The 16,395-nt window shown below is 66.9% G+C and carries 14 protein-coding genes; 11 read left to right on the top strand and 3 right to left on the bottom strand.

Annotation, left to right across the window (positions count from 1 at the left end; genetic code table 11):
• The first annotated feature begins 118 nt into the window (after positions 1-118).
• The 11 genes from bcsS (at position 119) to IY145_RS07990 (ending at position 14,203) form a co-directional block, all read left to right on the top strand.
• On the top strand, positions 119-928 hold the full coding sequence (gene bcsS, locus IY145_RS08040) for a cellulose biosynthesis protein BcsS (protein ID WP_196407734.1): 810 nt from the start codon (positions 119-121) through the stop codon (positions 926-928).
• 61 nt (positions 929-989) lie between these two features.
• Positions 990-3,278: a UDP-forming cellulose synthase catalytic subunit gene (bcsA, locus tag IY145_RS08035; RefSeq protein WP_196407733.1), complete on the top strand. Its 2,289-nt coding sequence runs from the start codon at positions 990-992 to the stop codon at positions 3,276-3,278.
• Positions 3,279-3,308: 30 nt separating this feature from the next.
• Positions 3,309-6,026 carry a cellulose biosynthesis cyclic di-GMP-binding regulatory protein BcsB gene (locus tag IY145_RS08030; RefSeq protein ID WP_246721849.1) on the top strand — a complete coding sequence of 906 codons (2,718 nt, stop codon included), beginning with the start codon at positions 3,309-3,311 and terminating at the stop codon, positions 6,024-6,026.
• Complete coding sequence (locus tag IY145_RS08025; RefSeq protein ID WP_210332638.1) at positions 6,023-7,165, top strand: glycosyl hydrolase family 8; 1,143 nt, start codon at positions 6,023-6,025, stop codon at positions 7,163-7,165. The genes IY145_RS08030 and IY145_RS08025 overlap by 4 nt, the downstream gene beginning before the upstream one ends.
• Positions 7,150-9,255 (top strand): hypothetical protein, encoded by a 2,106-nt coding sequence (locus tag IY145_RS08020; protein WP_196407731.1) that lies wholly within the window; start codon positions 7,150-7,152, stop codon positions 9,253-9,255. The genes IY145_RS08025 and IY145_RS08020 overlap by 16 nt, the downstream gene beginning before the upstream one ends.
• A 19-nt stretch (positions 9,256-9,274) precedes the next feature.
• Complete coding sequence (gene bcsN / locus IY145_RS08015; RefSeq protein ID WP_196407730.1) at positions 9,275-10,249, top strand: cellulose biosynthesis protein BcsN; 975 nt, start codon at positions 9,275-9,277, stop codon at positions 10,247-10,249.
• A 136-nt stretch (positions 10,250-10,385) separates the two neighbouring features.
• Positions 10,386-11,546 (top strand): homoserine O-acetyltransferase, encoded by a 1,161-nt coding sequence (locus IY145_RS08010; protein WP_246722234.1) that lies wholly within the window; start codon positions 10,386-10,388, stop codon positions 11,544-11,546.
• Complete coding sequence (metW, locus tag IY145_RS08005) at positions 11,543-12,223, top strand: methionine biosynthesis protein MetW (protein WP_196407728.1); 681 nt, start codon at positions 11,543-11,545, stop codon at positions 12,221-12,223. Before IY145_RS08010 ends, metW begins: the two co-directional genes overlap by 4 nt.
• Before the next feature lie 314 nt (positions 12,224-12,537).
• Complete coding sequence (locus IY145_RS08000; RefSeq protein ID WP_196407727.1) at positions 12,538-13,239, top strand: Crp/Fnr family transcriptional regulator; 702 nt, start codon at positions 12,538-12,540, stop codon at positions 13,237-13,239.
• An 86-nt stretch (positions 13,240-13,325) separates the two neighbouring features.
• Positions 13,326-13,805 (top strand): hypothetical protein, encoded by a 480-nt coding sequence (locus IY145_RS07995; RefSeq protein ID WP_196407726.1) that lies wholly within the window; start codon positions 13,326-13,328, stop codon positions 13,803-13,805.
• Positions 13,806-13,822: 17 nt separating this feature from the next.
• On the top strand, positions 13,823-14,203 hold the full coding sequence (locus tag IY145_RS07990) for a DUF1636 family protein (RefSeq protein ID WP_409455297.1): 381 nt from the start codon (positions 13,823-13,825) through the stop codon (positions 14,201-14,203).
• Between the two features lie 60 nt (positions 14,204-14,263).
• Here the strand turns inward: IY145_RS07990 and ppa are convergent, their stop codons facing one another.
• From ppa to IY145_RS07975, 3 genes are all read right to left on the bottom strand, one after another.
• Positions 14,264-14,800 (bottom strand): inorganic diphosphatase, encoded by a 537-nt coding sequence (ppa, locus tag IY145_RS07985; RefSeq protein WP_196407724.1) that lies wholly within the window; start codon positions 14,798-14,800, stop codon positions 14,264-14,266.
• Positions 14,801-14,825: 25 nt separating this feature from the next.
• Positions 14,826-15,347, bottom strand: a complete 522-nt coding sequence (locus IY145_RS07980) for a GNAT family N-acetyltransferase (RefSeq protein ID WP_196407723.1) — start codon at positions 15,345-15,347, stop codon at positions 14,826-14,828.
• A 117-nt stretch (positions 15,348-15,464) separates the two neighbouring features.
• A complete protein-coding gene (locus tag IY145_RS07975; protein ID WP_196407722.1) occupies positions 15,465-16,337 on the bottom strand; it encodes an undecaprenyl-diphosphate phosphatase in 873 nt (290 codons plus the stop codon).
• Between the last annotated feature and the right edge of the window lie 58 nt (positions 16,338-16,395).

The raw sequence follows: 16,395 nt of genomic DNA, 5'->3' as shown, positions 1-16,395 counted from the left end.
CCCGTTAACCTCCATTCTTAAGGAAGGCGCCATGTCAGGCGCTCTTGATCGAGAGACGCGAATGTCATCGCGGGTATTCCCGCGCGCGCCGCCTCATCGGGCCTGGGAATGAAGAGTCATGATGCTCTCGAAAACGGCTCTGCCGCTCGCAATGTGCGCGGCCTTGTGGTCGACGGCTCGCGCCGCCGATTGGTATACGGGCTCTCCCGCAGGGGAGACGCCGCCCCCGCCCGCCGCGCCGCAGCCGACGGTCTCCATCGATCTTTCCGTCGATGGCACGTCGCGCAGCTCCATCGCCGGCGCCGCCATCGGCAAGATCGCGCCTTTCGGCTCGCTCGCGGAGAGCGGCCCGCGCATTCGCGTTTCGACCGTCATCGGCAAATACGCCTATGACGCGAGCGATCTCCCCGTCTATATCCCCGTCGGCGCGGCTTTCATTCCGAGCAATTCCGGCTATGGCCGCGTGCATGGAACGCTCGAGGACGGCTCCTTCATGGTCGGCTATGAGGTCGTCACCAATCAGGGCGGCGTCGCTGTCTATGTCGGCCCGGATGTGATGAATCACAGCCTGTCGCCTTTCGATCCGGGCAATCAGGTGCGCGGCGTTTCCGCCGGCGCCAAGGTCGGAGTCGAGGCCTTCACGCGGCCGACGGACTCCACCATGCTGGCGCTCGTCGCCTATTATTCGACGGTTCACAATTCTTACTACACACGCCTGAAGTTCGGCGTGGAGCTCGCCGATTATGTCTATGTCGGCCCGGAGGCGCTGGCGCTCGGCGACGATTATTTCGCGCAATGGCGCGCCGGCGCGCATATCACCGGATTGAAATTCGGCGCGCTGCAGATCGGCCTCTCCAGCGGCTATCTGCGCGATCGTGTGCGCGGCAGCGGCGCCTATGGAATTCTCGACACCCATATCGCTTTCTAATTCGACGGCCGTTTTTCTCGGGCCGAAATCATTTCATCCGTCCTTTGCTCGAAGGCTCGCCATGTCGACCTTGCGATTTCTCTCCTTTCTCCTGCTCGGCGTCGTCGCCGTCGCGCTCGCCACACAGCCGGTCAGCGTGCAGGCGCAGCTCGTCACCAGCCTCGCCGTCATCTTCCTGCTGGCGGCGCTGTGGAAATTCGCGCGCGGCGCGGAGTCGCGCCAACTCTTCATCGCGCTCGCGCTCTTTGTGGTGCTGCGCTATGTCTATTGGCGCATCACCTCGACTCTGCCGCCGCTCTCCGATCCCGTCGGCCTCACCTGCGGCTCCATATTGCTCGCAGCCGAGCTCTATTGCGTGGCGATGCTGTTCCTCACTCTCGTCGTCAACGCCGAGCCGTTGACGCGCGAGCCGGCGCCGCAGATCGAGGACGAGGCTCTGCCCGTCGTCGACGTTCTGGTGCCGAGCTATGACGAGGACGCCTCCATTCTCGCCACGACGCTCGCCGCGGCGAAATCGATCGATTATCCTGTCGATCGGCTGAATGTCTTCTTGCTCGACGACGGCGGCACGGATCAAAAATGCGCGGACCCAGATCCGCAAATCGCCGAACGCGCGAAGGCGCGCCGCGCCGCCTTGCAGGAGCTCTGCGCCGCGCTCGGCTGCTATTATCTCACCAGAGAGCGCAACGAGCACGCCAAGGCCGGCAATCTCAACGCTGCGCTGACACGAATTTCCGGCGACATCGTCGTCGTGCTCGACGCCGATCACGCGCCTTTCCGCTCCTTCCTGCGCGAGACCATCGGCTATTTCTTCGAGGATGACCGGCTGTTCCTGGTGCAGACGCCGCATGTCTTCCTCAATCCCGATCCGATCGAGCAGAATCTGCGCACCTTCCGCCGCATGCCCTCCGAGAACGAGATGTTCTATGGAATCACGCAGCGCGGGCTCGACAAATGGAACGCCGCTTTCTTCTGCGGCTCGGCCGCCCTGCTGCGTCGCGCCGCGCTGGACGAGACGGATGGTTTTTCCGGCGTCTCCGTCACCGAGGATTGCGAGACGGCGCTCGAGCTGCATGCGCGCGGCTGGACCAGCGTCTATGTCGACAGGCCGCTCGTCGCCGGATTGCAGCCGGAGAGCTTCGTCTCCTTCATCGGCCAGCGCGTGCGCTGGTGCCAGGGCATGCTGCAGATTTTCCTGCTGCGCAATCCGCTGCTGAAGCGCGGCCTCGAGCCGCTGCAACGGCTCGGCTATCTGTCGAGCATGAGCTTCTGGTTCTTTCCCTTCCCGCGTCTCGTCTTCATGCTGGCGCCGCTCGCCTTCATCCTCTTCGACGTCAAGATATTCGTCTCCAATATAGAAGAGGCGATCGCCTATACCGCGACCTATGTCGTCGTGAATGCGATGCTACAGAATTATCTCTTCGGCAAGGTGCGCTGGCCCTGGATGTCGGAGCTCTATGAATATTGCCAGGGCGTGTTCCTGTCCAAAGCGATTGTCTCCGTCTTTCTGCGGCCGCGCAGCCCCTCCTTCGAGGTGACGGCCAAAGGCGCGGTGCAGACGCAGGATCGCCTCTCCGAATTCGCCTGGCCCTTCTTCGCCATCTATGGATTGCTCGCGCTCGGCGCCGCCGTCGCCGTCTATCGCTGCGTCGCCGAGCCGGGCGTGCGCCAGCTGATGTTCTTCGTCGGGCTGTGGAACATGTTCAATCTCGTCACCGCCGGCGTCGCGCTCGGCGCCGTGGCGGAGCGACGTCGCCGCGAGGCGCATCCGCGTCTTTCCATCGAGCGGCGCGGCGCGCTGGCGCTCGGCGAGGAGCATATTCGCGTCGCCATAGAGGAGGTCTCCGCAGGCGGCTGCCGCCTGCGCGCCGCGACGGAGGCGGACGCCAAAGCGCTCGCCGCCGCAAAGGTCGCGGAGGGACGTCTCTTCATCGACTCCTGCGTCGACGCCGCGCGCCGTCCGAGCCTCTCCGCGCGCATCGTGAGCGTCGCGCCGGACGGACGCGCCGCCGCCGCCTTCGCCTTGTCGCAGCCTCAGGATTATCTGGCGCTCGCCGATCTCATGTATGGCGACGCCTCCGCGCTCGAGCGCTTCCAGGCCGCGCGCCGCGCACACAAGGGCATTGTCGCCGGAACGGTGCAATTTCTCTGGTGGGGCGCGATCGAGCCGCTGCGCGCCTTCGCCTATCTGCGCCCCCGCGCGGGCGACCCCTCGCTGCGCGAGCCGCCGCCCTTCGCCGATTTCTCCACGATCTTCGGCCGCCGTCCGCAGCGCCTGCGACCGCCGGCGGACGAGAGGGCGACGCCCGCCATAGAGCGCAAGCGCTCCGCCACCGATGAAAAAGTCTGATCCTTTCACACGCGAGACATTCTCGAAAAAATGAGTGCCAAGATGCAGTTCCGAGTCCTCGCCGCTCTGCTCGCGACCACGACGGCGCTGACGCCGATCGCGGTCGGCGCCCAGGCGATCTTCACAACGGCGCCGCAAGAGCAGCTGTTCCGTTTGAAATTCGACAGGCCGAAACCGGCCGTCGCCGGCCTCCAGCCGATCATCCCCGCGCGTTTCGCCGCGCGCGTGGCCGCCGTCGAACTTCCCTCGACGCCAGCAGTCGCGCCGTCGCACGTCGCGCCATCGCCTGTCGCGCCATCGTCTGTCGTTCCTGCGCCTGTCGCTCCCGCGCCCGTCGTCGCAGCGCCGCTGGCGCCGCGGCCCGCCATCGCGGGCGCGATGCTGCGGCATCTCACCAACAATATCCAAGGCTATCGTCTCGCCGGCGAGATCGGCGCCTCGGAATGGCCGATCTATGTCACCGAGGCGCAGGCCTCGCGTCGGCTGCAATTTCGCGTCGGCTATCTCGCCGCCGTGTCGGTGATGCCGGAAGCCTCGGCGCTGACGCTGACGATCAACGATCAGGCGATCGGCGACACGCCCATTCGCGCCGTGCAGGAGGTCGAGACCATCGTCTTCGACATTCCGCCGGGCGTGATGCGGCCGGGCTTCAATTCGGTGCGCATCGCCACCAGCCAGCGTCATCGCGTCGATTGCTCGCTCGAGGCGACTTACGAATTGTGGACGCAGATCGATCCGACAGAGACCGGCCTCGTGCTGCCGGAGGACGACGTCGGCGTCGCCAGCCTCGCGGATCTCGGCGCGTTGCCGCCGGACGAGCAGGGCGCGCTGCCGATCCGCGCCGTGCTCGGCGCCAATGCGCGCCCCTTCGAGATCGAGCGCATGCTGCGCGCGGCGCAGGCGATCTCGCTGGCCGGGCGTTTCGAGCAGCCCGTCGTCGACGCGGGCCCTGCGGCTGGTGGACGTTATGGCGCCAATCTCTACGTCGGCCCCGCCGCCGAGCTCGCCGGCCGAGTCGATCTCTCGCGCGTCGGCCCCTTAGACGAGCCGCGCGCCTTCGTGCTGCCGGCGGCGCCCGGCCGGCGCGCCAGCATCGTCGTCACCGGCGCGACCTCGGCGCAGGTCGACGAAGCCATTCGCCGCCTGCTCGTCTCGCCCGCGCCCAAGGGCTCGCCGCAGGGACTGCGCGCCGCCGCCGCCTTCCCCGGCTATCGGCTCGATGGCGGCAGACGCGTGAAGCTGCGCGATCTCGGCGTCGCCAGCGAGGAGTTCACCGGCCATCTCTATCGCGCCGCCTTCAACATCGTCATGCCGCCGGACTTCTATGCGGCGGATTATGGCAATGCGCTGCTGCGGCTCGCCGGCGGCTATGCGGCCGGGCTCGACTCCAATGCGCAGATCGTCGTCAAGGTCGACGAGCGCACGGCGGTGAGCCTCAATCTCTTGAAGGCCTCGGGCGAGGTGTTCCGCGACAATCCCTTGCCGCTGCCGCTCGGCTTTCTGAAGCCGGGCCTCAACCGCATCGAGATCGAGGCGCATGTGCCGACGAGCCAGGACGCCGATTGCGATCCGCTCGCGGCGATGCGCGCGGCCAAGCGCTTCCTCTTCCTCGACGAGACGGAGATCGAGCTGCCGCCGATCGCCCGCATCGCGCGCATGCCCGATCTCGCGGTGACGGCGAGCGGCGGCTTTCCTTACGCCGGCGCGAAAGGGCGGCCGAAGCTCTACATGCCCTCGCTCGACTCCGACGCGATCGGCGCGGCGGCGACGATCGTCGCGCATTTCGCCATCGCCGCCGGCAAGCCGATCGATTTCGAGATCGTCGATACGCCGCCCGGCGAGGGGCAGGGGCCGACGCTCGCCGTCGCGCCGCTCGACTCCTTCGACGCCGCGCTGCTGCAACGCCTCGACATGCCGGCCGACATGCTGCGCGAGGCCTGGGGTCCGCATCTGACCGCCGATCGCCGCAAGGCTTCCGAGAAGCGCCTGTCGCAGCTCGAGATCGCCGCGCGCAATCGCTTCGTTCTGCAGCGCAACTTCCCAATGGCCTGTTATGCGCCGCGCATGATGCTGGACAAGACGATCACCGCCCAAGCCGCGCCCACGCCCACGACCACGGGGCCGGCGGGCGAGCCGGAGCGCGTCGACTTCGCGCCGGTCGGCACGGTGCGCGGCGGCCGCGTGGAGCGAGGCGACGGCGAGCAGGATCTGCTCGAGGCCTGGCGCGACGATCTGCGCCGCGAGGGCCGCTGGGGCTATGGCGTCGTCGAGCGTCTGCGCGTCGCCGGCGCCTGGAGCGCGGCCCGCGTCGCCGACGCCGCCTCATGGCTGCGTGCGGGCTTCGAGGCGGAGGCGGCGGATCGCGCCGCCACGCAGCACGCTTCGCTGGCGATGAGCCAGTCGATCCTCGGCGACACCGCCAAGGATGTCTGGACCGTCGTCACCGCGCCCAACGCCGCGACGCTCGCGGAAGCTTCGGCCTGTCTCGTCGATCCGCGCGTCTCGCGCCGCGTGCAGGGCTCGCTCGCCATGCTCGACATGAAGGACGCCAAAGTGCTGGCGACGCCCGCCGACAGCCCCCGTTTCATCGTCACGCGTCCGCTCTCCTTCGGCAATCTGCGCCTCATCGCCGCCGGATGGATGTCGCTGCATCCCGGCGTCTATGTCGGCCTCGCAATTCTCGTCGCCGCGCTCTTCGCCGCCTCGTCGCGGTGGCTGACGCGCAATGTCGGAAGGAGGACAAGATGAGAATTCTGCGTCTCGCCGCACCCGTCCTCGCCGCCCTCGGCCTCGCCGTCGCTTTCGCGCCGGCCGCGCCGCGCGCCGAGCCGATCGCCGAGATCGCCGCGGCGATCGGCGTTCCGCTCACGCTCGACGCCCATAAGATCAAGCTCGGCGGAGCTTTGAAGGCTCCCGACGCCTGGCTCGCCTATAAGAAGCGCTTCATCGCCGAGCAGGGCCGGGTCATCGACACGGCCAATGATCAGGTGAGCCACAGCGAGGGGCAGGGCTACGCCATGCTGCTCGCCGTCGCCGCCAATGACCGCCCGACTTTCGATCGGCTGTGGGGCTGGACGCGCGCCAATCTCATGGTGCGCAACGACGAGCTCGTCGCCTGGCGCTTCGATCCGCAGCGTCGTCCCGCCGTCGGCGACATGAACAACGCGTCCGACGGCGATCTTTTGATCGCCTGGGCGCTCGCGGAAGCGGCCGATCAATGGGACGATGCGCCCTTTCGCATGGCGGGGCGGCGCATCGCCGTGGAGGTCTCGCGCAAAGTGGTGCTCTTCAAGACGAAGATCGGCGCGCTGCTGCTGCCGGCGGTCGCCGGCTTCAACGCCTCCGATCGTTCCGACGGGCCGGTGGTGAACCTCTCCTATTACGTCTTCCCGGCGCTCGCGCGGCTCGACAGTGTCGCGCCGGAGGTCGATTGGGCGGGCCTCACCCAAACCGGCCTCGATCTGCTCGAGGCGTCGCGGCCGACGCCCCAGTCCCTGCCCGCCGATTGGGTCGCGCTCGAAGGCTGGCGGGCGCGGCCGGCCGAAGGCTTCGCGCCGGAGTTCGCCTATAACGCCGTGCGTATTCCGCTCTATCTCGCCTGGGCGGGCGTCGGCGAGCGCGCCCATTACGCGCCATTCCTGGCCTGGGCGCAGCGCGCCAAGGAGGCGCCGCCGATCGTCGACGTCATGACCGGCAAGGATGTCGGCCAGTTCGGTGGCAGCGGCATCGCCTCGATCGGCGCGCTCGTCGCCTGCGTCGTCGACGGCGGCAAGCTTCCCAGCGACTTCGCCGCTCCCAAGGCGAACGAAGATTATTACCCCGCCACTCTGCATCTGCTGGCGCTGCTCGCGGCGCAAATGAGGTATCCGTCGTGTCTCACCAATTGAGAGCCCTCCTCGTCGCGGCCTGCGCCGTCTCTCTCTCGGCGGCTCCCTCCGCGCCGCGCGCCGAAAGCGCCGATCCGCAATCCGTCCTCGTCGCGCCGGCCCGCGCCGGCGCTTCATTCGCCGACCGCGAGAAACCGGACGATCTCGCATTGCGCTATTATGCGGCGCTCGATCAGCGCGCGCGCGTTCGCGCCGAATTCTCACGGCTGCGTCGTCTCTATCCCAATTTCGAGCCGCCGGCCGATCTCTACGGCCCGCGCCGCGGCGACATAGACGAGGCGGGGCTGTGGGAGCTCTTCTCGGCCGACAGGCTCGACGAATTGCACGAGACGATCGCGGCGCGCCGCAAGGACATGCCCGGCTGGCGCCCATCCGACGATCTGATGCAGAAGCTCAAGCACAAGGAGCAGCGCAATACGATCTTCGCCTTCTGGCGCGAAGGGCGCTGGCTCGACATCGCCGCCTTTGCGCGCGACAGCCGCTATTTCGCCGCCAACGCCGATGTCGAGGCGCAATGGGCGATCGCCGAGGCCTTCGCCCGCACCGGCCAGATCAATGAGGCGGCCGATGTCTATAAAGCGATTTTCGCCTCCAACGAGGACAAGCATTTGCGCCTCGCCACCATGCAGAAGGCGATGGCCACTCTGCATATGAGCGATGTCGAGGCGCTGCTCGTCGAGGCGCGCAAGAGCTCGAAAGGGCCGGATGACGAATTCGTCGCGGTGGCGATCGACATCACCCGCGCGCGCATCGTCGCCGTGCTGCGCGACGAGCGCAAGGACGAGATTTCCGCCGACGAGCTGCAGCGCTTCGAGAGCTTCGCCAAGTTGACGCGCGAGCCGCAGCAGCTCGGCCTCGTCGCCTGGCTGCAATATAAGCGCCGCGATTTTCGCGCCGCGCTCGAAACCTTCAAGGCGGCGATCGAGAATGGCGGCGACGCGATGATCGCGCATGGGCTCGCCCATACGCTGCGCGCGCTCGATCTGCGTCGCGAGGCGGAGGAGGTCTCCTACGCGTGGCGCGCGCCGCTCGTGAACAATGGCATTCTTTTTCTCGATCTTCTGGAGCGCGAGCTCTCTCAGGAGACGCCGCCCTATGTCGAGCCGGCGCGCCTCGCCCGCTATGCGGCGGTGACGATCGAATCCGCTTCCGGAGAAGGCGCGCAGGGCCTCGGCTGGTACGCCTACAACTCCTGCCAGTTCGATGTGGCGCGCTTCTGGTTCGAGCGCGCGGTCGCCTGGTTTCCGAAGGAGGCGACTGTCTATGGCTATGTGCTGACGCTCAAACGCCTGCGCCAGGACAAGGAGGCGCTGGAGCTCATCAACCGCTATGACGGGCTGTTCCCCAAGCTCGTCGAGCTGCTGTTCCCGGACGATTATTATCATCCGCCCTTCCCCTGCGACTCGCGCGTCGCCGCCAAGGCGCATGGGCCGGCGGTGAAAATGGCCGGCTATATCGTGCCGGGGCCGGCCGGCCCGGCGCTCGCCGCCGAGCGCGATCGGCTGCGCGTCGAGGCGGAGAAGAAGGAGGCGACGACGCCGGACGCCGCCAAAGTGGCGGCGCAGACGCAGGATCGCGAGCGCGTGCTGAAAGCCGTGCGCGGCAAATTCCCCATTGCTGTCACCGCGGAAAATCCGCTGCGCTTTCAGCCGCTCTCGCCGGTCGTGGCGTCGCGCTCGGTCTCGGTCCCGCCGGCGCCGATCCCGGTCGCCGCGCCTGTCGGGCTGCGGCCGGAGCCGCTGACGGGCAAGGCGCCTCTGGTCGCGCGGCGCGTGCCGGGCGTCGGTCCCATGCCCTCGGAGCGCTATGGCTTCATTCTCTCGCCGGGCTGGAACGCCGTCGATCTCGCGACCTGGCCGCCGGCCTCCGAGCAGGTCGCGCCGCTCGGCACGCAATGGGCCAATCAGGAGGCCGATCCGGCCTGGATCGGCCAGCAGAAGGCCGACGCCGCGACCAAGCTCTCGGCCAGCGCCGCCGAGCATGTCGCGACGGCCATGGCGCCCCGCGCCCGCTACGGCGCCGCTCCGCCATCGCCGAACATCGCCGCCGTCCTCTCCCTCCCGGCGGCCAAGCAGAGCCAGACCCGTTGATCCTTTCGGAGATTGCGTCATGAGACATTTTTCGAGACATTCGCCGCCGCTCCTGATTTTGGCGCTCGGCCTCTCCGCCTGCTCGACCATGCCGACGCGTGGCGTTCTCGCCGTCGATCCGACGCCGACCGGCGCCACCGCCGGCCCGCCGCCGGCGCAGGGGGTCGAGGCGCGCAGCGGCGCGGCCTCCATTTTGGCGCTGCCCGCCGAGGCGCGCGTGCGCGGCGGCCTCGAGGAGCGCCGCTACGCCAATGGCTGGCGCCAGAGCGTCGCGCTCGACCGCGCCATCATGGGCAAGGGCTGGAACGAGCTCACCATCGACATTCGCGCTCAGCCAGCCGGCGGCGGCCGCGAGGGCGAGATACCGATGGGCAAGCCGACGGAGGAGGGCGTGCGGCAGGAGCTCGCATTGCGCTTCCCGACGACGCGGATGCGGATCGTCGCAAAGCCGCTGCGCAACGAGCTCGGCCCCTTCGGCCTGGCCGTGGGGCCGAGCCCGGACGGCGCTCGCTGCGCCTTCGCCTGGCAATGGGTCGACGATCTGCGCGCCGTCGCCCGCCCGGAGGCCGCCGCCACGACGATCGTCCGCGGCGACGAGATCCCCGCATCGATCCGGCTGCGGCTCTGCCGCAAGGGCGTCACGGAGCAGCAATTCGCCGATTGGTTCTCGCGGCTGCGCGCCACCGAGACCGCCAATGTGGAGCGCGTCATCGAGGTCGCGCGCAGCGGCGCGGACGCGCCCCCCCTCGCGCCCTCGGCCAGCGAGCGTCCCGCGGCGCCGGCGACGGTGGCGAGCATAGCCGCCCCGGCGAAACGGGCGATCGCCCACAAGGTCAAGGCGTGGCCCGTCCATCGCCACGAGGAGACGACGACCGAGGCGCGCCGCTACAGCGAGCCGGCGAAGACCGTCGAGACAAGGGCGGCCTCGGTCCGTTTCGATCCGGCGCTGCCGCCCCAGGCCTTCGCCGGGCCGCCCAGATCGGCGGCGCGGTGAGCGCCGCGGACGCCCTCGGCGCGGACGCCCAAGGCCTTGACACTCTCCTCTTCGCCGCCGATGCTGCCGAACAAATTGTTCGGCATATCGAACAGGAGAGAAGAATTTGGCCAATGCGCTTCCTGCCATAGAGACGATGTCCTCCGCGGACCCGCTCAATGGGCGCATCGTCGAGTTCCCGCTGGACCAGCCGCTCTGCACCGACGGAGGCGGCTGCGTCGCGCCTTTGACGATCGCCTATCAGACCTATGGCGAATTGAACGCCGAGCGTTCCAACGCCATTTTGCTGTGCCATGCGCTGACCGGCGACCAGCACGCCGCCAATATGCATCCGCTGACCGGCAAGCCGGGCTGGTGGGATGTGATGGTCGGTCCCGGCAAGCCTTTCGACACGGAGCGATATTTCATCGTCAGCTCCAATGTCGTCGGCGGCTGTCTCGGCACCTCGGGTCCGTCCTCGATCAATCCCGCGACCGGCCGGGCCTATGGGCTCGATTTTCCGGTCGTCACCATTCACGACATGGTGCGCGCCCAGGCGATGCTGATCGATCATCTGGGCATAGACACGCTGTTCTGCGTCGCCGGCGGCTCCATGGGCGGAATGCAGGTGCTGCAATGGGCGGCGAGCTATCCAGAGCGCGTGTTCTCGGCCATGCCGATCGCGACGGCGCCCAAGCATTCGTCGCAGAATATCGCGTTCCACGAGGTCGGCCGTCAGGCGGTGATGGCCGATCCCGACTGGCGCGGCGGGCGCTATCTCGAATATGGCGTGCGGCCCGAGAAGGGCCTCGCCGTCGCGCGCATGGCCGCGCATATCACCTATCTCTCGGAGCCGGCGCTGCAACGCAAATTCGGCCGCAAGCTGCAGGATCGCGCCGCGCCGACCTTCTCCTTCGACGCCGATTTCCAGATCGAGAATTATCTGCGCCATCAAGGCATGGCCTTCGTCGACCGCTTCGACGCCAATTCCTATCTCTATGTCACGCGCGCCTGCGATTATTTCGATCTGGCGGCCGATTACGGCGGCTCTCTGGCGCAGGCGTTCAAGGGAACCAAGACGCGCTTTTGCGTCGTCTCCTTCAACACCGACTGGCTCTATCCGACCTCCGCCTCGCGCGCCATCATGCATGCGCTCAACGCCGGCGGCGCCTCGGTCTCCTTCGTCGAGATCGACAGCGACAAGGGCCATGACGCGTTTCTCGTCTATGAGCCGGATTTCATTGCGACGACGCGCGGCTTTCTCGAAGCCGCCGCGGCGGCGCGCGGCCTGCCGCGGGCGACGGAGGCGCAAAAGTGAACGCACCCTCCTTTCCGCAGAGCGAGCAGGCGCGCTCGGTCCGCCTCGATCTCGCCGCCGTCGCTGCGATGGTCGCGCCCGGCAGCCGCGTGCTCGATGTCGGCTGCGGTGATGGCGCGCTGCTGCAATTGCTGGCCGAGACAAAGCGGGTCGACGGGCGCGGCGTGGAATTGTCGCAGCGCGGCGTCAATGATTGCGTCGCCAAGGGCCTGTCGGTCATTCAAGGCGACGCCGACACCGATTTGCGCGACTATCCGACCGACGGATTCGACTATGTGATTCTCTCGCAGACGCTGCAGGCGACGCATCACCCGCGTCAGGTGCTCGTCGACATGCTGCGCATCGGCCGGCGGGCGATCGTGTCCTTCCCCAATTTCGGCCATTGGAAAGTGCGCCTGTCATTGCTGGCGAAAGGCCGCATGCCGCAGACGACGACGCTGGCGCACGCCTGGTACGACACGCCCAACATACATCTCTGCACGATCAGGGATTTCGTCGATCTCGTCGAAGCGCTCGGCGCGCATATAGAGCGCGGCGTCGCGCTCGATCATTCCGGCGCGCCGATCCGTGTGAACGCGCCCTGGTGGGTGTGGAATCTGTTCGGCGCGCAGGCGATCTTCCTGCTCGAGCGTGATCCGCCGAAAAAAATATCGTCATTCGCTACAAAAAATACTTAGGCGCTTGAATTCGGCGGCGCTCGGCGTCTGCGCAATATCGCGCGGACGCGCGTCCCCATTCGCCGCCGCGGCTCCGCACGATTTGCGAAAGATACGGAATTTCAATGACGAGCGCCGTTTTTTGTCGGCGCTCGCGCGTCTTGCTCGCGCGCGTCGTGCGACCTCCTGTCCGGGACGGACGGCTTTCGCATGCGGACGCTTCGCGATAGATTGCCGGCAATGACCGACGGACATGCGTCGATTTGCGCTAAAAAATCGTCGGCGACCGCGGGAGCGCGCTAATGCCGGAGCCGCCGTCTCTTCGAGACGTGCCGATGTTTGCGACTGTCGATGCGCAGTCGATGCAGCGGCTGACGCGCGATGCGAAATTAGAACAATTCGAAGATGGACAGACGATTTTTCGTCAGGGTGATCGCGCGCTCTATGTGGCGATCGTGCTCGACGGCTTTGTGAAATTGACGCGCACCGCCTCCTGCGGGGACGAGACTCTCATCAATATCTGCAATATCGGCGAGAGCCTCTATGAGGCGCTGACGCCGGACGGCGAGAGCTATCGCGTGGGCGCGGAAGCGGTCGGCCATGCACATGTGATGAAACTGTCCGCGCCGCGATTTCGTTACATGCTGCGCGAATCGCCTTCGCTCGCGACGGCGGTGATCGAAGAGGCGGCGCGCAAATTGAGCGGCCTCATCGGCGAGATCGAATCGCTGAAGGGTCAGACCGCCGAGCAGCGGCTCGCGCGTTTCCTCTTGTCGTTGTGTCCGCCGAACGCCGAGTCCTGCTGCCTGCGTTTGCCCTATGACAAGCGACTCATTGCCGCGCGGCTCGGCGTCAAGCAGGAGACGCTGTCGCGCGCTTTCGCCAAGCTGCGCGAGATCGGCGTGCGCACGGAGACGCGCGACGTCACCATAGAGAATGTCGCGCGCCTCTCGAGCGAATGCTGCGGCGGCGAGCGCGAGCCGGGCCTGCCCTCCGAGCGCCGCGATCTGATCGAGAGCCGCGGCGCGCTGGCTTGAGCCTTCGAGCCACGCCTTAATTTCGGCCCCGCATGACGCGATTCTCCGCCCCTCGCGCGCGATGCGCGACAAATGGGGAATTGCGCATGAAACGATTCTTTTCGACGGCCATTTTCTTTCTCGCGGCCAATGGCGCCGCGCTCGCCGCCGCCACGACGGATGGAAGCGGCGCATTGTCCTTGGCGGCGCTGGCCAGCAAATATTCGCCGACGGTCAAGCCGGCCGCGAAGGCGGCGCTCGCCAAGCTCGCCGACGGACATGCGAAGATCGCTTTCCCAAAGGGCAAGACCATCGATGTCGTCGTCGATGCGGTCAGCTGCCGGGCGAGCAATGTGGACATCACGCAGCACGCATGCGAATTGACCTTCGGCGAGAAGAAGGTCCAGGTCGCCGGCCGCCTCGCCCATGAGATATTCGCGACGCTGCTCGAGGTCGGCGTTCCGCCGGACGGCGCCGCCGGAACGATTTATGCTGCGGTCTCCGCTCTCGACTGCACGGTCGACCCGGACGAGATCACGCAAAAGGCCGGCGGCGGAGCGCAATGCAAATACGAGCCGCCGAAATGAGCGGCGAAGGAGGTCAGTTGAGTCAGCAGGAAACGACCGTCCAAACGACGGTATATGTATGTACCGTCTGCCGCAGCAAGGACGATCCGGAGGTGCGTCCCGGTCAGGCGCTGCTCGAGGCTTTCGACGCGCGTCTGACCTCGGAGGATCGCGCGATCGTCGCGGCCGAGCCGGTCGAATGTCTCGGCGTCTGCTCGCGCCCCTGCACCGTGGCCATGGCCGCGCGCGGCAAATGGACCTATGTGCTGGGCGATTTCGACAATGCCGACGATGTGGGCGATCTCATCGAATCGGCGCGGCGCTATACGGCGTCGGAGACCGGCCTGGTGCCGAAGAAGGATCGTCCGGACGCGATGCGCAAGGGCGTCGTGTCGCGCACGCCGCCGGCGCCGAGGTGAAGCGAAATAGCGGAGCAGCGAGTAGATATCGGCCTACTCGCTGCACGCTGCGCGCTTTTGCTATTCGCCCTTCGCGGTCGCCCGCGCGATCGCCTCTCGGATGATCTTGTGCGCCGCCTCGGCGTCGCCCCAGCCGGCCGCCTCGACCCATTTGCCGGGCTCGAGATCCTTGTAATGGGCGAAGAAATGCTCGATCTGCCGCGTCGTGATCTCCGGCAGGTCGGTGTAGGTCTGCACCTTGTCGTAGCGCTTGGTCAGCTTGGGCGCCGGCACGGCGATGATCTTCTCGTCGCCGCCGGCCTCGTCGCGCATATAGAGCACGCCGATCGGGCGCACCGCGATGAGCGCGCCGGGCGCGATCGGCCGCGTATTGGCGACCAGCACGTCGCAGGGGTCGCCGTCCTCCGACAAAGTATGCGGAATGAAGCCGTAATTGCCGGGATAGCGCATCGACGTATAGAGGAAACGGTCGACGACGAGCGTGCCTGACGCCTTGTCCAGCTCGTATTTGATCGGCTCGCCGCCGAGCGGCACTTCGATCACGACATTGACTTCGAATGGAGGATTCGCGCCGATTTCAATGGCGTCGAGACGCATATGACAACTCCTGGAGGGGGAAAATTCAGCGGACGGGCGCGGACACGAATCCGAAGGCGACGCGCGTCAGCATGTCGTCGCCGAAGCGCTCTTCCGCGCGGCGTATGGTCAGGCCGCCGAGCCGGCGATAGAAGGCGAGCGCCTTGTCATTGTCGGCCAAGGCCCAGACCACGGTGGACAGATAGCCGTGCTCGGCGAGCTCCTGCCGGGCGGCGTTGAACAGCCGCCGGCCGAAACCGATCCCCTGATATTCGGGCAGGAGATAGATTTCGAAGATCTCGCCCGAATAGGGCATGGAGGGGACGCGATTGCGCCCATAGGTGACATAGCCGACGACTTCCCGGCCGAATTCCAGCACGAGAATGCCGCTGCCGCGCACGATCGCCCGCGCCCACCATTGCGGCCCGCGACGGGCGATCATCCGCTCGAGCTCGCCGCCTGGAATGACGCCGCGGTAGGCGTCCCGCCAGGAGGCGTCATGCACATGGGTGATCGCCTCGGCGTCGCCGGGTCCAGCGTGGCGAATGAGGGTGGCGGTCTCGACCATGGCCCCGATGTTAGGTCTCGAGGGCCTGTTTGGGCAAGAGCCGGGCGCCGACAAAGCGAACAAAAATAAAAGATCGCGGCGCCGAAACGGCGGGATCGGCGCCCGCTCCCTTTCACCTCAAGACAATAGGCCGGTGGCGGCGCCGACGAGCAGAACCACGCCGATGAAGGCCCGGTAGGCGACGAAGGGCCAGGTGGAGAATCGCTCGAGAAAGCGCATCAGCCCCCAGATGGCGGCGAAGGCCGAAATGGAGGCGACGACGAGGCCGACGGCCAGCACCGACCAGCCATGCGCGTCGAGATGCGCCTTGTGGAGCTCGTAGAGCTCCTTGAGGCCGGCGAGGGTGATCGCCGGCAGGCCGAGAAGGAAGGAGAATTGCGCGGCCTGCTCGCGCTTGAGGTCGAGAAACAGCGACGCCGTCAAGGTCGAGCCGGAGCGCGAGACGCCGGGCACCAGCGCCCCCACCTGGGCGAATCCCACGACCAGCGCGTCCTTCATATTCACATGGTCGAGCGTGCGGGAGTGGTTGCAATAGAGCTCGGCGATGGCGAGCAGCGCCGCCATGACGATGCAGGAGATGCCGATGACCGGCAGGGTCCGCAGCGGCGAGCCGCAGGCGTTGAGAACGCCCGAGAGCGCTATGCCGGCGAGGCCTATGGGTATGGTGGCGAGGACGATCCAGACGACGAAGCGGAAATACCAGTCGTTGAAATCACGCTTGCGCAGGGCGCGAACGGAGCCGAAGGCGATCTCGCGAATATCCTTCCAGAAATAGCTGACCACCGCGGCGAGCGCGGCCAGCTGCATGGCGGCCGAGAAGGCCGAGCCCGGATCCTTCCAGCCGAGCAGCGCCGGCACGATGCGCATATGGGCGGTGGAGGAAATCGGCAGGAGCTCGGTTATGCCTTGAACGACGCCGAGCGCCGCCACTTTCGCATAGCCGAGTTCGACGAAGCCGGTGTCGAGACCTGAAGTGCAAGCCAAGGCCATGAAGCGCTCTCCGAAACGAGGCCCGCGGCCGCGCCCTCGGGGCGAATCGCCCCCGCGC

This window comes from Methylosinus sp. H3A (assembly GCF_015709455.1).
Lineage (GTDB): Bacteria > Pseudomonadota > Alphaproteobacteria > Rhizobiales > Beijerinckiaceae > Methylosinus.
The sequence above is the reverse complement of the archived record's forward strand: the minus strand, read 5'-3'. Positions and strand labels throughout refer to the sequence as shown.

Excerpts from the sequence above, each read along its gene's own strand:
- bcsS (WP_196407734.1), top strand. The coding sequence starts at position 119 with ATGATGCTCTCGAAAACGGCTCTGCCGCTCGCAATGTGCGCGGCCTTG.
- bcsA (WP_196407733.1), top strand. The coding sequence starts at position 990 with ATGTCGACCTTGCGATTTCTCTCCTTTCTCCTGCTCGGCGTCGTCGCC.
- IY145_RS08030 (WP_246721849.1), top strand. The coding sequence starts at position 3,309 with ATGAGTGCCAAGATGCAGTTCCGAGTCCTCGCCGCTCTGCTCGCGACC.
- IY145_RS08025 (WP_210332638.1), top strand. The coding sequence starts at position 6,023 with ATGAGAATTCTGCGTCTCGCCGCACCCGTCCTCGCCGCCCTCGGCCTC.
- bcsN (WP_196407730.1), top strand. The coding sequence starts at position 9,275 with ATGAGACATTTTTCGAGACATTCGCCGCCGCTCCTGATTTTGGCGCTC.
- IY145_RS08010 (WP_246722234.1), top strand. The coding sequence starts at position 10,386 with ATGTCCTCCGCGGACCCGCTCAATGGGCGCATCGTCGAGTTCCCGCTG.
- IY145_RS08000 (WP_196407727.1), top strand. The coding sequence starts at position 12,538 with ATGTTTGCGACTGTCGATGCGCAGTCGATGCAGCGGCTGACGCGCGAT.
- IY145_RS07995 (WP_196407726.1), top strand. The coding sequence starts at position 13,326 with ATGAAACGATTCTTTTCGACGGCCATTTTCTTTCTCGCGGCCAATGGC.
- ppa (WP_196407724.1), bottom strand. The coding sequence starts at position 14,800 with ATGCGTCTCGACGCCATTGAAATCGGCGCGAATCCTCCATTCGAAGTC.
- IY145_RS07980 (WP_196407723.1), bottom strand. The coding sequence starts at position 15,347 with ATGGTCGAGACCGCCACCCTCATTCGCCACGCTGGACCCGGCGACGCC.
- IY145_RS07975 (WP_196407722.1), bottom strand. The coding sequence starts at position 16,337 with ATGGCCTTGGCTTGCACTTCAGGTCTCGACACCGGCTTCGTCGAACTC.